Source organism: Lysinibacillus sp. JNUCC-52 (assembly GCF_015999545.1).
Lineage (GTDB): Bacteria > Bacillota > Bacilli > Bacillales_A > Planococcaceae > Lysinibacillus.
Map to the genome: position 1 here is coordinate 2,532,610 of NZ_CP065546.1, position 15,774 is coordinate 2,548,383.

The following is a 15,774-nucleotide window of genomic DNA, read 5'->3' on the forward strand; positions in this document are numbered from 1 at the left end:
TTTTTGGTTAAGTCCTCGATCGATTAGTATTCGTCAGCTCCATGTGTCACCACACTTCCACCTCGAACCTATCTACCTCATCGTCTTTGAGGGATCTTACTTACTTGCGTAATGGGAAATCTCATCTTGAGGGGGGCTTCATGCTTAGATGCTTTCAGCACTTATCCCGTCCACACATAGCTACCCAGCGATGCCTTTGGCAAGACAACTGGTACACCAGCGGTGTGTCCATCCCGGTCCTCTCGTACTAAGGACAGCTCCTCTCAAATTTCCTACGCCCACGACGGATAGGGACCGAACTGTCTCACGACGTTCTGAACCCAGCTCGCGTACCGCTTTAATGGGCGAACAGCCCAACCCTTGGGACCGACTACAGCCCCAGGATGCGATGAGCCGACATCGAGGTGCCAAACCTCCCCGTCGATGTGGACTCTTGGGGGAGATAAGCCTGTTATCCCCGGGGTAGCTTTTATCCGTTGAGCGATGGCCCTTCCATGCGGAACCACCGGATCACTAAGCCCGTCTTTCGACCCTGCTCGACTTGTAGGTCTCGCAGTCAAGCTCCCTTGTGCCTTTACACTCTACGAATGATTTCCAACCATTCTGAGGGAACCTTTGGGCGCCTCCGTTACCTTTTAGGAGGCGACCGCCCCAGTCAAACTGTCCGCCTGACACTGTCTCCTGCCCCGCTAAGGGGCATGGGTTAGAATTTCAATACAACCAGGGTAGTATCCCACCGACGCCTCCTTCGAAGCTGGCGCTCCGAGATCTCTGGCTCCTACCTATCCTGTACAAGTTGTACCAAAATTCAATATCAGGCTACAGTAAAGCTCCACGGGGTCTTTCCGTCCTGTCGCGGGTAACCTGCATCTTCACAGGTACTATAATTTCACCGAGTCTCTCGTTGAGACAGTGCCCAGATCGTTACGCCTTTCGTGCGGGTCGGAACTTACCCGACAAGGAATTTCGCTACCTTAGGACCGTTATAGTTACGGCCGCCGTTTACTGGGGCTTCAATTCGCAGCTTCGCTTGCGCTAACCACTCCTCTTAACCTTCCAGCACCGGGCAGGCGTCAGCCCCTATACGTCACCTTACGGTTTTGCAGAGACCTGTGTTTTTGCTAAACAGTCGCCTGGGCCTATTCACTGCGGCTCTCGTGCGCTTGCACGCTCAAGAGCACCCCTTCTCCCGAAGTTACGGGGTCATTTTGCCGAGTTCCTTAACGAGAGTTCTCTCGCACACCTTAGGATTCTCTCCTCGACTACCTGTGTCGGTTTGCGGTACGGGCACCTCTCACCTCGATAGAGGCTTTTCTTGGCAGTGTGAAATCAGGAACTTCGTCCATACGGACTCGCCATCACAGCTCAACGTTACAGTGTGCGGATTTGCCTACACACACGCCTTACTGCTTGGACGCGCACAACCAACGGCGCGCTTACCCTATCCTACTGCGTCCCCCCATTTCTCAAACGGTGAGGAGGTGGTACAGGAATATCAACCTGTTGTCCATCGCCTACGCCTATCGGCCTCGGCTTAGGTCCCGACTAACCCTGAGCGGACGAGCCTTCCTCAGGAAACCTTAGTCATACGGTGGACGGGATTCTCACCCGTCTTTCGCTACTCATACCGGCATTCTCACTTCTAAGCGCTCCACCAGTCCTTCCGGTCTGACTTCAACGCACTTAGAACGCTCTCCTACCACTGACATCGTAGATGTCAATCCACAGCTTCGGTGAATCGTTTAGCCCCGATACATTTTCGGCGCAGCGTCACTCGACCAGTGAGCTATTACGCACTCTTTAAATGATGGCTGCTTCTAAGCCAACATCCTGGTTGTCTGTGCAACGCCACATCCTTTTCCACTTAACGATTACTTTGGGACCTTAGCTGGTGGTCTGGGCTGTTTCCCTTTTGACTACGGATCTTATCACTCGCAGTCTGACTCCCGTGTATAAATATCTGGCATTCGGAGTTTGTCTGAATTCGGTAAACCGGGATGGCCCCCTAGTCCAAACAGTGCTCTACCTCCAGTATTCTCATCACGAGGCTAGCCCTAAAGCTATTTCGGAGAGAACCAGCTATCTCCAAGTTCGATTGGAATTTCTCCGCTACCCACACCTCATCCCCGCACTTTTCAACGTGCGTGGGTTCGGGCCTCCAGTAAGTGTTACCTCACCTTCACCCTGGACATGGGTAGATCACCTGGTTTCGGGTCTACGACCACGTACTAATTCGCCCTATTCAGACTCGCTTTCGCTGCGGCTCCGCCTTCTAAAGCTTAACCTCGCACGTAATCGTAACTCGCCGGTTCATTCTACAAAAGGCACGCTATCACCCATTAACGGGCTCTAACTACTTGTAGGCACACGGTTTCAGGATCTCTTTCACTCCCCTTCCGGGGTGCTTTTCACCTTTCCCTCACGGTACTGGTTCACTATCGGTCACTAGGTAGTATTTAGCCTTGGGAGATGGTCCTCCCGGATTCCGACGGAATTTCACGTGTTCCGCCGTACTCAGGATCCACTCTGGAGGGAATAAACTTTCGACTACAGGGCTTTTACCTGCTCTGGCGGACCTTTCCAAGTCGCTTCATCTAACTCATTCCTTTGTAACTCCGTATAGAGTGTCCTACAACCCCAAGAGGCAAGCCTCTTGGTTTGGGCTCTTCCCGTTTCGCTCGCCGCTACTCAGGGAATCGATTTTTCTTTCTCTTCCTCCAGGTACTTAGATGTTTCAGTTCCCTGGGTCTGCCTTCAAGACGCTATGTATTCACGTCAAGATACTACGCGATTAAACGTAGTGGGTTCCCCCATTCGGAAATCTCCGGATCAAAGCTCACTTACAGCTCCCCGAAGCATATCGGTGTTAGTGCCGTCCTTCTTCGGCTCCTAGTGCCAAGGCATTCGCCGTGCGCCCTTAATAACTTAACCTAGTTATTAAGCCTAAAAAACTTAATTTAAAAAATAAATGTGTTTGTTACAATTTCAATGTCGTTTTATCCAGTTTTCAAAGAACAAAGCTACTACCTGTTTCTACTTCTTCGCAGCTTTGCGACGAAAGCGTAGCGACAGGAGCAAGTATATTGAAGTGTTTCATCTAATGATGAACCTTCAAAACTGAACGCAAAACGTAATCTTACAAACCCAAGGTTTGTATTCCGAAAATATCCTTAGAAAGGAGGTGATCCAGCCGCACCTTCCGATACGGCTACCTTGTTACGACTTCACCCCAATCATCTATCCCACCTTCGGCGGCTGGCTCCAAAAGGTTACCTCACCGACTTCGGGTGTTACAAACTCTCGTGGTGTGACGGGCGGTGTGTACAAGGCCCGGGAACGTATTCACCGCGGCATGCTGATCCGCGATTACTAGCGATTCCGGCTTCATGTAGGCGAGTTGCAGCCTACAATCCGAACTGAGAACGACTTTATCGGATTAGCTCCCTCTCGCGAGTTGGCAACCGTTTGTATCGTCCATTGTAGCACGTGTGTAGCCCAGGTCATAAGGGGCATGATGATTTGACGTCATCCCCACCTTCCTCCGGTTTGTCACCGGCAGTCACCTTAGAGTGCCCAACTAAATGATGGCAACTAAGATCAAGGGTTGCGCTCGTTGCGGGACTTAACCCAACATCTCACGACACGAGCTGACGACAACCATGCACCACCTGTCACCGTTGTCCCCGAAGGGAAAACTATATCTCTACAGTGGTCAACGGGATGTCAAGACCTGGTAAGGTTCTTCGCGTTGCTTCGAATTAAACCACATGCTCCACCGCTTGTGCGGGCCCCCGTCAATTCCTTTGAGTTTCAGTCTTGCGACCGTACTCCCCAGGCGGAGTGCTTAATGCGTTAGCTGCAGCACTAAGGGGCGGAAACCCCCTAACACTTAGCACTCATCGTTTACGGCGTGGACTACCAGGGTATCTAATCCTGTTTGCTCCCCACGCTTTCGCGCCTCAGTGTCAGTTACAGACCAGATAGTCGCCTTCGCCACTGGTGTTCCTCCAAATCTCTACGCATTTCACCGCTACACTTGGAATTCCACTATCCTCTTCTGCACTCAAGTCTCCCAGTTTCCAATGACCCTCCACGGTTGAGCCGTGGGCTTTCACATCAGACTTAAGAAACCACCTGCGCGCGCTTTACGCCCAATAATTCCGGACAACGCTTGCCACCTACGTATTACCGCGGCTGCTGGCACGTAGTTAGCCGTGGCTTTCTAATAAGGTACCGTCAAGGTACAGCCAGTTACTACTGTACTTGTTCTTCCCTTACAACAGAGTTTTACGAACCGAAATCCTTCTTCACTCACGCGGCGTTGCTCCATCAGGCTTTCGCCCATTGTGGAAGATTCCCTACTGCTGCCTCCCGTAGGAGTCTGGGCCGTGTCTCAGTCCCAGTGTGGCCGATCACCCTCTCAGGTCGGCTACGCATCGTTGCCTTGGTGAGCCGTTACCTCACCAACTAGCTAATGCGCCGCGGGCCCATCCTATAGCGACAGCCGAAACCGTCTTTCAGAATTGTCTCATGAGAGACAAAAGATTATTCGGTATTAGCCCCGGTTTCCCGGAGTTATCCCAAACTATAGGGTAGGTTGCCCACGTGTTACTCACCCGTCCGCCGCTAACGTCAAAGGAGCAAGCTCCTTATCTGTCCGCTCGACTTGCATGTATTAGGCACGCCGCCAGCGTTCGTCCTGAGCCAGGATCAAACTCTCCATAAAAGAAATTTGATTAGCTCAAATTGTTTTGCTGGCATCAATTTTGATGTCCAAAATTTTGTTTCGTTCACTAACGAAGTTAGCTACTAAAAACTATATTGATTACGTTTTGCTTGTTCAGTTTTCAAGGTTCATTTCGTTGCTTTTTAATTTCAGCAACTTTTATATAATAACATTTCTGATTTTCATTGTCAACAACTTTTTTATATTTGTTTTTCTCTTTCGAGAAGCGACAACTTTTATATCTTATCACTTCAGAATGTTGATGTCAACACCTTTTTGTGATGCTATTATAAGTTTGTAGTACTTAATGTTGTGTCGTCTTAGCGACAAGTAATAATTTATCACGATTCTGCATTCTGTGCAAGTGTTTTTCTACAAAAAATATCAATTTATAATAAGAACTTTATTAGTAAGCTATTACCAGTCCATTTTTATATGAGAACTTTCCTATTTAAATGTTTTCATATTTTCATATTGCTAATCTATATGAAAGCATGCATTTACCACATAGGTTAATGAGGCGTCTTACACAATATATATATAAGATTTTCACATAAAAATCATCACTAGTTAAACATAACAGGTTTTGAATATCCTTTTTGTTAAGTTTATTTTCACATTTATTTTTTCAAACATACTCTAGTTACTTTCCACCGCGGCTTGTGCAAGCCACGGCAGAAAGCAACCATTCAAATATTATTTAACATCTACAACTCAGTAAAATATAAAACTTCTAAAACGGAAAGAAGAATGGAACTGCTAGCATCATCACAATAAACATAACAACTTGCAACGGCACGCCAATCTTTACGAAATCCATAAATTTATAGCCACCCGCCGTCATTACAAGCGCATTCGTTGGGGAGGCTATTGGCGTGGCAAACGCCATACTCGCTGCTACGGCTACACCAATCATAAATGTTGTAGGATTTGCATCCATTGCAATCGCTGCATTCATAGCAATTGGCGCGAATAACACAGCCGTTGCCGTATTACTAATAAATTGGCCAAAAATTACTGTTAATATATATATCCCTATCAGCACCCCATAAGGGCCGTAGCTACCAAGAGCATCGATAATACCATCTGATAAAATAACCATTCCGCCTGTTTTCTCTAATGCGGTTGCCATTGGAAGCATCGCTGCGACAAGCACAATACTTTCAAAATTCATATTGATATATGCATCCTCCATATTCCGCAAACAGCCCGTTATAATCATCAAAACCGCTCCAATCATAACAGAGATAACGGCTGGGAATACTTCAAAAGCCATCAATCCAATCATTATCAACATAATTGCACCCGCAATACCCGCCTTACCAGTAGCTGCTGCAACACTCGCGTGCTCCTTCGGTTGACCAACAACAACAACATCCTGTGTCTCTCTAGCAAGTACTAATATTTCGTCCCATGCACCTTGTACTAAAATGGCGTCTCCGAATTTCAACTTATGCGTAACCATATCTTGTAGCTTATAGCCACCTCTATGGTTAATACCAATAATATTGAGATTGTACTTTTCGCGAAACCCAAGTGAACTGACTGTTTCGTTAATAAAACTAGAATTAGGTGTTAAGAGTACCTCCGCAATACCTAAATGCTTCGTTACTAATTCATCCGCCTCATTCTCTGTCAATTCCTGCATCACTAAGCCATAATCTGCCGCCAAGCTAGCAATATCATTTTCCTCACCTTGTACATAAAGTTCATCTAGAGCATGGATAACACTTGTTGGTCCCGCCATTTCCTGATAAGTCATAGGGAGTAAATTAATACCGTCCTGTGATTTACGATGAATTTTCATCATACAGAGCGCGTATTTTGCAGGAAGCTTTAACTCTGCTAATGATATGCCAATAATAGGAGAATCTTCAGGCACAAACATTTTAAACAGTCGATTGTTTAAATCATATTGTTTAACAATTTTCTTAGGCGAAAGCTTATAGCCTGTAGAAGTTTGTGTTTTATTTTTGTCATGCGGCAACAATATATTGCGCACGAGCACTAAATAAATAATACCCGCTATCATCCCAACGATGCCAATAGGTGTCACCTCAAAAAAACCTAGCTTCTGATAGCCTCGATCAACCAAGAGTTGGCTGACAATTAAATTTGGCGGTGATGCAATTAACGTCATCAACCCTGAGAGACTAGCTACATACGAAAGAGGAAGTAAAAACTTCGACGGACTTTCTTTCATACTAATTGCAATACTAACTACTATAGGCATCATCAATGCAACTGTCCCTGTATTGCTCATAAAGGCACCTACAGAACCAACAATAATGAGCAACAATACAAATAACTTTAACTCACTATTCCCCGACCATTTCATTAATAATTGTCCAGCCATTGCTGCAAGGCCTGTACGCAATATACCCGCGCCAACAACAAAAAGCCCCGCAATCATAAGAACAACTGAATTCGAAAAACCCGCTAAAGCTTCTGCAGGTGTTAAAATATCAGCGATAACAAATGCGAGGAGTGACACAATAGCAACAAAATCTGCACGCACTCGATTCGTCATAAATGCAAAAATCGTCATTCCTAAAATAAGAAATGTTAATGTAAGCTGCACGTTAAACATTCCCTTCTATCTATAGTAACAACTATATTCTATACGAAAAAAAGCATAAATAACGGATTTCACCCTATTTATGCTTTTTCTGTAATATTTAATTTTCAAATGTATACAAATTAATGCTAATTAAGCATCTAATTCTTCTAACTTTTATAATAAAATGCCATCACGTACAACGACTTGCCCTTTTTTAATAACGGTGTGTGTATGATTCATGCCATAAAAATATTGTAATTGCTTATAATTAGCAACGTCTAATATAATAACGTCACCTTGTTTCCCCGCTTCAAGTGAACCAATTTCATGCCCTCTATTAAGTGCATACGCAGCATTAATTGTCGTAGCAGTTAACACTTCCTCTAGTGTCAAACCCATATGCATACAAGCTAAATTCATAATAAACGGCAAACTCACGGTCGGTGATGAGCCTGGATTAAAGTCTGTTGATATTGCTACAGGTACCCCTTCATCAATCATTAGACGCCCTCTCGCAAATGGCGCACGTAAGAAAAAGGCTGTTCCAGGCAGCAACACCGCAATCGTACCAGCTTCAGCCATACTTTGTATTCCTTCATCAGAGGCTACTAGTAAATGCTCAGCCGAGATAGCTCCCACTTCTGCAGCTAGTTCCGCTCCATTATAAGGCTCTATTTCATCCGCATGAATTTTCGGTGTCAGTCCAAGCGCTTTGCCCGCCTCTAAAATACGTCGGGATTGTGCTGGAGTAAATACGCCTTTTTCACAAAATACATCGTTAAATTCCGCGAGCTTTAGTTGTGCTACTTTCGGCAACATATCATGCATAACAACATCGACAAATTCATCTTCACGACCTTTAAAATCGCGTGGCACCGCATGCGCACCCATAAAGGTACTGATTACGTCTACAGCATGTGTGTCTTGTAGCTTTTTCGCTACCTCCAATTGCTTCTTTTCTGTTTCCCAATCCAGACCGTAGCCCGATTTTGCCTCAACAGTTGTCACTCCATGCTTTAAAAATACATCTAAATGCTGCTTTGTCTTTTCATATAAAGCTTCAAAACTGGTTTCTCGCGTTCGCTTAGTCGTAGCATGAATGCCACCTCCAGCATTCATAATCTCCATATATGTGGAACCGTTAAGTCGCATATTAAATTCCTGCTCACGTGTACCACCATGTACTAAATGTGTATGACAATCCACTAAACCAGGCATCACAATCTTTCCAGTTGCATCAATAACATCAGCTTCCTCCACTAAATGTGGGAAATCGATTGCTAACTGCTCATATGACCCAACAGCGACTATACGATTTTCTTGTAACAATACACTACCATCTTCTATTACAGCGATTGCTCTCATTTGTTCTTTTATTCGAGGACCTTGGACCTCACTTTTTAACGTAATGACTTCATTCGCATTTTTAATCAAAATGGTCATTTCACATCATCCTTTAACATTGGCATACGGACACCTTTGTTCTTTGCCGTATCAATAGCAATTTTATAGCCTGCATCAGCATGACGCACAATACCCATTCCAGGGTCGGAAATTAACACGCGTGCAATTTTCTCAGCTGCTAGATCGGAGCCATCCGCCACAAGTACTTGACCTGCGTGCTGAGAATACCCCATTCCTACACCTCCGCCATGATGGACACTTACCCAGCTCGCCCCACTCGCCGTATTGACAAGTGCGTTTAATATCGGCCAATCGGATACAGCGTCTGAGCCATCAAGCATTCCTTCTGTTTCACGATTTGGCGATGCCACAGAGCCAGAATCTAAATGGTCTCGACCAAAAACAATTGGAGCAGACAACTCACCATTTGCCACCATTTCATTAACCTTCAACGCAAAACGATGACGATCCCCATAGCCTAACCAGCATATACGCGCAGGAAGCCCTTGCCATTTCACCATTTTTTGCGCCATATCAATCCAATTGACAAGCCCTTCATCTTCTGCAAACATTTCTTTTGCTAAAGCATCTGTTTTATAAATATCTTCTGGATTTCCAGAAAGGGCTGCCCAACGGAATGGCCCTTTACCCTCACAGAACAAAGGACGAATATATGCTGGCACAAAGCCTGGGAAGTCAAAGGCATTCGTGACACCCATCTCTTTCGCATAAGCTCGAATGTTATTACCATAATCAAATACTTCCGCACCCGCCTGTTGAAATTCAAGCATCGTACGAACATGCTCTGCCATCGTTTCCTTCGCCTTTCGCTCATATGTTTTCACATCATTTTTACGTAATTCCAGCGCTTCTTCAAAAGTCATCCCATTCGGTACATAGCCATTAATCGGATCATGTGCAGATGTTTGGTCTGTCACAAAGTCTGGAATTACCCCTCGATTTAGTAGCTCTCGATTAATATCCGCACAATTGCCGACAAGACCAATAGACGCTGGCTCTTGTTGACTGCGCAATTTATCGACTAATGCAATTGCCTCATCTACTGTCTCAACAAGATAATCACAGTAGCCCTCTTTCATTTTGCGTTCAATACGTGCACGCTCCACCTCTACTACTAAAATGACTGCACCAGCCATTTTTCCAGCTAAAGGCTGCGCACCACTCATGCCACCCATACCGCCAGTTAGAATGAATTTACCGCGTAAATCTGCGGTACCAAACACTTTCTTCCCAGCCTCTACAAAAGATAAATATGTTCCTTGTAAAATCCCTTGAGCACCAATATAAATCCAGCTACCAGCCGTCATCTGACCATACATCATTAAATCGCGGTCCTCTAACTCGTAGAAGTGTTCCCAATTCGACCATGCTGGTACTAAGTTAGAGTTGGCTATTAAGACACGTGGTGCATGTTCATGTGTACGGAAGACAGCTACTGGCTTTCCTGATTGAATAAGAAGTGTTTCATCATTCTCTAATTCTTTTAAAGAGGCGATGATTTGCTCGTAGCTTTGCCAGTTCCGAGCCGCTTTCCCAATACCTCCATATACGATAAGCTCGTCAGGATTTTCCGCAACTTCAGGGTCGAGATTATTCATCAGCATGCGCATTGCCGCCTCTTGTGTCCAGCCCTTACAAGAGAGCGTTGTTCCTCTCGGTGCACGAATCGTTGTTGGTGTTTTCATACTGCCATCCCCTTTGCTTTTATTTTGCTAACACAACTAAATCGTCACTTGCCAATAAGTACTTCGCTAACGCTTCAATCTCATCGCCGATAGGTTGATCTGCTAATAAAGGCGGACAGAATTGACGCACTTTTTCTAAATACGCTCTTGTTGTTGGTGATAATTGCTCTTCTGCCTTGTCTAAATGAATAGCTTGTGAAGCACAAATCATTTCTATTGCAATCACCCGTGCAGCATTGTGAACAATTTGTCGCACTTGTCGAGCGGATGTCGTTCCCATACTGACATGATCTTCCTGATTCCCCGAAGTTGGAATAGAATCCACGCTTGAAGGATGAGCTAGCACCTTATTTTCAGATACAATAGAGGCCGCTGTATATTGTGCAATCATAAGTCCACATTCAATGCCAGGATTCGTTGCTAAAAACGGTGGTAAACCATCATTAAGTTGCGGATTAACCATACGCTCTGTGCGTCGTTCTGAAATATTAGCCCATTCACTAACCCCTACTTTTAAAAAGTCCATCGCTAACGCTATTGGCTGGCCATGGAAATGACCTCCCGATACAACTTCTCCATTTTCTAAAACGATAGGATTGTCTGTTGTAGCATTCATTTCTGTTTGTACGCGCTGCTCAGCATAGAAAAACGATTGCCAAGAAGCACCATGTACTTGAGGAATACATCGAAGTGAATACGCATCCTGCATCCGAACTTCTCCCTGCTTCGTCACTCGTTTACTACCATCAAGCCATTTCCGAATACGCCCACCTACAAGTTCTAATTCTGGGTGTGGTCTTACAGCTAAAAGCGCAGGATCAAATGCATTCGTAATACCTTTTAATGCCTCTAACGACAGACTCGCTGCCATATCTGCCGCAAGCCCAATACGCTCTGCTTCATTCAATGTCAAGGCACCAATTCCTGTCATTGCTTGCGTACCGTTTACAAGTGCTAAACCTTCCTTCGCTTGTAGTCTTACAGCTGTTAAACCAGCATTTTGTAACGCGACACCACCCGCCATCAGCTCCCCGTTAAACTCGGCTTTTCCTTCACCTACAAGCACTAGTGCTAAATGTGATAGCGGCGCTAAATCTCCACTTGCTCCAACCGAGCCTTGTGACGGCACGATAGGGTGTACGCCTTTATTGATGCAGTCTAGTAATAGCTGTAGCGTTTCTTGGCGAATACCTGAAAAACCACGCGCTAATGCATTTGCACGTAAAACCATCATGGCACGCACAACCTCAGTCGGAAGTGGTTCCCCAACACCCGTTGCATCTGAGCGCAATAAATTCAACTGTAATAACTCAATATCTGATTCTTCAATTTGTATATTACTTAGTTTGCCAAACCCCGTATTGACGCCATAGATTACTTGCCCTTCAGCTAAACGCTTTTCAATCCGTTCCCTGCTTAATTGAACACGTTTCGTACTTTCAGCACATAACGCAACCATTGCCTGACCTCTCACGATTTCCTCAACTTGTTGCCTCGTTAACGTATTGCCATCAAGTTCGATGATTTTTTGCATACGATATCCCCCTATCCTTAACAGCATATGTAAATTAAAGTGTGAAAAAAATTGAAATTCTCTATATCCATTGTACAAACTACTTTTTTCAGAAAATATAGAATTTTAAAAGAGAAAACAGGAATTAATTCAGATTTTTATGTTATTTTTATTAATATAATCGTAATAAATTACGAAACTAGAATATTTTAAGAAAGGATGATTCCATGCGACTGTTATTAATTGATCGAGATCTAACTGAACTGTCAGGTATAAGATGGTTTTTACATACATACTTACCTGGAGATTTATCAATTGAGATGTGCAGTACTATTTCTGAGGCCACTCAAAGCATTCAACAATTTGCACCAGAGGTCATCTTATTAAATATTGATTTACTTCCTAATAATCGTTTAACAGCACTTTATGGACTTTTACAAAAGCATCCTGGCAAAATACTTGCGATAACGACAGAACCATTATTTAAAAACGCGTTAAAAGCAATAGATTTACAGGTGGCACACCTCTTTGTAAAACCCATTGATTTAGAAGTGTTGAAGCAAAAGCTCACTGCTATTTCTCTTCATACACCTCACATTCAAAAGGCTAGTCTTGATGCTAAAGACGAATCTTTTTACTATCAATTATTTTTAGAAAGCACATCAAGCACTTTATCAACAAATATTCAGTTTACGATGATTGAACCTGAGCATTTAGAAACGTTAAATAAATTGTACATATGGCTCCAACAAACACCTATTTATTATCAAATGAGCATTTATCCATTGTCAGATTCAATTATCTGCTTGTTTCAAACAAGCGATTTAAAAATTATTGAAAAGGATATTCGAACATTATTAAAAGAATGGCAAATGACTAATAACGGATCTTTAAATATAGGGATTTATGATGGTACACCAACATCTTTAAAAGAAATGTATGCCTTAACAAAACGCGCCCTTCTTCAAAGCTTTTACGAAGGCTTTGGGCATATTTTTTATGCAACGAAACAATATCAAACACAGCCCTTAGATCCTTTACTCACACCAGAGGAACAGCAGCTACTTATTAAGAGTTTAGAGGAAGGAAATATCGAGGCAGTAAAAGCATTTTTATATCGATTATCAAACGGAAGCATCTACTACGAGCAAGATGATTTGCGCATTCACCTAACAAGTGTATTAGCACAAATCCGCCGCTTTATGTTGAAATATAAACTTCATGAGAAAGCTGCTATTGAACAAAACTATCGGCAGCTTTTTCATTTAATTATTGAACATCCGATATTCTATACAATTCTCAATGGCATAATTTTATTCACACAAAGACTTATTGACTTGGCACGAGAAGCTCGAATGGAGAAAAAAGCAGACTATGTAGAGTTAGCTTTAGATATAATCGACCATCAATATCATTACAGCGAATTATCCTTACCTTTTATCGCGAAAAAGTTAGGTATTAGCCCAAATTATTTAAGTACTATATTTGCAAAGAAGCAAGGCCAACCATTTAAACGCTATTTACAACAGGTTCGTATACAAAATTCGACTAAAATGCTTATGGAAACGGATTTTGCTATTAGTGAAATTGCACTTTTAAACGGCTTTGATGATCCAAATTATTTTAGTAAATTATTTAAACAACTAATCGGAACTACACCTAATCGCTATCGCAAAGGTTGGAAAATCTAATGAGAAGACACATTATCGCCATTTTCAATTAGCCAATTATATTTTCAATGTAAATAGAAAAATCAATAAAATTATTATACTTCACACAGGTTGTTACTTATATAATAGTAAATCGTTTTTCCTTACAAAATAGCTAAAAACACTATAGAAACAGTGAAAACATTTTAAAAAACTATGTATAATCTTTAAAAATCCCGCATATATTTATACTTTATATCTTACAAGATAAATTCTTTAACAATAATTATTATAATGTACTAGAAATTCTATTTTATATTTGTTATAGTTATTTACGAGGAGTTTGACTCACAATATTTTTCAGGAGGTAAACTAATATGACAAACGCAAATGATCGTAGCCGTCGTTTTACAACAGCAGGTGGTGCTCCAGTAGTAAGCAACCACGACTCTATGTCAGCAGGTCCTCGTGGTCCTCTTTTACTTCAAGATGTATGGTTAGTTGAAAAATTAGCAAACTTCAACCGTGAAGTTATACCTGAACGTCGTATGCACGCAAAGGGTTCTGGAGCATTTGGCACATTTACAGTAACACATGATATTTCTCAATATACGAAAGCAAAAATCTTCTCTGAGATTGGGAAGCAAACACCAATGTTCGCTCGTTTCTCAACGGTAGCGGGAGAGCGCGGTGCTGCAGATGCAGAGCGCGATATTCGTGGTTTTGCACTAAAATTCTATACTGAAGAAGGTAACTGGGACTTAGTTGGTAACAACACACCTGTATTCTTCTTCCGTGATCCGTTACACTTCACAGATTTAAACCATGTAGTAAAACGTGACCCACGTACAAATATGAAAAACGCAAATTCCAACTGGGATTTCTGGACTTTATTACCAGAAGCATTACATCAAATCACAATTGTAATGTCTGACCGTGGTATTCCTACAGGTTACCGTAATATGCATGGTTTCGGTTCACACACATATAGCTTTATCAATGCTCAAAATGAGCGAGTATGGGTGAAATTCCACTTCCGCACAGAGCAAGGCATTAAAAACTTAACAGGTGCTGAAGCAGCTGAAATTATTGGTAAAGACCGCGAATCATCACAACGTGACTTGTACGAAGCAATTGAAAAAGGCGATTTCCCGAAATGGAAAATGTACATTCAAGTTATGACAGAACAACAAGCTCGTGAATTACCTTATAACCCATTCGATTTAACAAAAGTTTGGTATAAAAAAGATTTCCCACTCATTCCAGTTGGCGAATTCGAGTTAAATAAAAACCCTGATAACTACTTTGCAGAAGTAGAGCAATCATCATTTGCTCCATCTAACATTGTGCCTGGTATTAGCTACTCTCCAGACAAAATGTTACAAGCACGTATTTTTGCTTACGCAGATGCAGCTCGCTATCGCTTAGGCGTTAACCACCATATGCTACCTGTAAACGCACCAAAATGCCCATTCCGTTCATTCCATCGCGATGGTGCTATGCGTTTTGATGGCAACCTAGGTTCTACTTTAAGTTATGAACCAAACAGCTATGGTGAATGGGAGCACAATTTAGACTATAAAGAGCCACCATTACGCATTGATGGTCATGCTGATATCCACGACTTCCGTGAAGATGACAATAACTACTTCGAGCAACCAGGTAAATTGTTCCGTCTTTTATCTGCAGAAGAGCAACAACGCTTATTTGAAAATACTGCAAACGATATGGCAACTGTTGAAGAATTCATTAAACGTCGTCACATTCTACACTGCTACCTAGCTGATCCAGCTTACGGAGAAGGTGTAGCGAAAGCGATGGGTCTTTCATTAGACGGAATGAATCTTACAAATCCATATGTAAAACAAGAAGTAAAACAAGTAGCAAACATTTAATATTCCACTTTATTGATATCCAATATTGCTTGTCATCGTCGGCAAGTAGACAAAAGGTACCGAGAAACAATATCTCGATGCCTTTTGTCATTTGTAGTTCTTTTTTATGCTAGTCCCTTTAAGATTTTCAATAATCTTTGTACTATTCCGTTACTATTCAGTTAATTGGAGCCAATTACTACAAATCGCACTGGAAGGTATCTCCCCCATTCACTGACAAAGTAACACAGTGGCATTCATCGTTTTAATTCACCTATAATTATTGTCCCTTTTAAATTGTAAATCCCCCATTGTCATATAGGTGTTTTTATCAACTTTATC

Annotated in this window: 6 protein-coding genes and 2 rRNA genes; 2 read left to right on the top strand and 6 right to left on the bottom strand. The window is 42.7% G+C overall.

The window, feature by feature from the left end; translation table 11 throughout:
- Positions 1-3 precede the first annotated feature (3 nt).
- The 6 genes from JNUCC52_RS12585 to hutH all read right to left on the bottom strand — a co-directional run bounded on the left by JNUCC52_RS12585 (position 4) and on the right by hutH (position 11,930).
- A 23S ribosomal RNA gene (locus JNUCC52_RS12585) occupies positions 4-2,931 on the bottom strand.
- Between the two features lie 243 nt (positions 2,932-3,174).
- Positions 3,175-4,726 (bottom strand): 16S ribosomal RNA (locus JNUCC52_RS12590).
- Together the 16S and 23S rRNA genes form the textbook arrangement of a ribosomal RNA operon.
- Before the next feature lie 733 nt (positions 4,727-5,459).
- Positions 5,460-7,316, bottom strand: coding sequence for an SLC13 family permease (locus JNUCC52_RS12595; protein ID WP_337980081.1), 1,857 nt, complete (start codon positions 7,314-7,316; stop codon positions 5,460-5,462).
- Positions 7,317-7,460: 144 nt separating this feature from the next.
- Positions 7,461-8,729 carry an imidazolonepropionase gene (hutI, locus tag JNUCC52_RS12600; protein ID WP_337980082.1) on the bottom strand — a complete coding sequence of 423 codons (1,269 nt, stop codon included), beginning with the start codon at positions 8,727-8,729 and terminating at the stop codon, positions 7,461-7,463.
- Positions 8,726-10,396 carry a urocanate hydratase gene (gene hutU / locus JNUCC52_RS12605; protein WP_337980083.1) on the bottom strand — a complete coding sequence of 557 codons (1,671 nt, stop codon included), beginning with the start codon at positions 10,394-10,396 and terminating at the stop codon, positions 8,726-8,728. The genes hutI and hutU overlap by 4 nt, the downstream gene beginning before the upstream one ends.
- Positions 10,397-10,415: 19 nt before the next feature.
- The gene (hutH, locus tag JNUCC52_RS12610; protein ID WP_228134342.1) at positions 10,416-11,930 is read right to left on the bottom strand and encodes a histidine ammonia-lyase; all 1,515 of its coding nucleotides are present in this window, start codon (positions 11,928-11,930) and stop codon (positions 10,416-10,418) included.
- A 206-nt stretch (positions 11,931-12,136) separates the two neighbouring features.
- On the opposite strand from hutH, the gene JNUCC52_RS12615 reads away from it, so the two are divergent.
- Both JNUCC52_RS12615 and JNUCC52_RS12620 read left to right on the top strand, forming a co-directional pair.
- On the top strand, positions 12,137-13,600 hold the full coding sequence (locus JNUCC52_RS12615) for a helix-turn-helix domain-containing protein (RefSeq protein ID WP_337980084.1): 1,464 nt from the start codon (positions 12,137-12,139) through the stop codon (positions 13,598-13,600).
- A gap of 335 nt (positions 13,601-13,935) precedes the next feature.
- Positions 13,936-15,453, top strand: a complete 1,518-nt coding sequence (locus JNUCC52_RS12620) for a catalase (protein WP_139860268.1) — start codon at positions 13,936-13,938, stop codon at positions 15,451-15,453.
- Positions 15,454-15,774: the final 321 nt, after the last annotated feature.

What these genes read in the sequence shown, in the direction of transcription:
- hutU (WP_337980083.1), bottom strand. Translation starts at nt 10,396, where the DNA reads ATGAAAACACCAACAACGATTCGTGCACCGAGAGGAACAACGCTCTCT.
- JNUCC52_RS12615 (WP_337980084.1), top strand. Translation starts at nt 12,137, where the DNA reads ATGCGACTGTTATTAATTGATCGAGATCTAACTGAACTGTCAGGTATA.
- JNUCC52_RS12595 (WP_337980081.1), bottom strand. Translation starts at nt 7,316, where the DNA reads ATGTTTAACGTGCAGCTTACATTAACATTTCTTATTTTAGGAATGACG.
- hutH (WP_228134342.1), bottom strand. Translation starts at nt 11,930, where the DNA reads ATGCAAAAAATCATCGAACTTGATGGCAATACGTTAACGAGGCAACAA.
- JNUCC52_RS12620 (WP_139860268.1), top strand. Translation starts at nt 13,936, where the DNA reads ATGACAAACGCAAATGATCGTAGCCGTCGTTTTACAACAGCAGGTGGT.
- hutI (WP_337980082.1), bottom strand. Translation starts at nt 8,729, where the DNA reads ATGACCATTTTGATTAAAAATGCGAATGAAGTCATTACGTTAAAAAGT.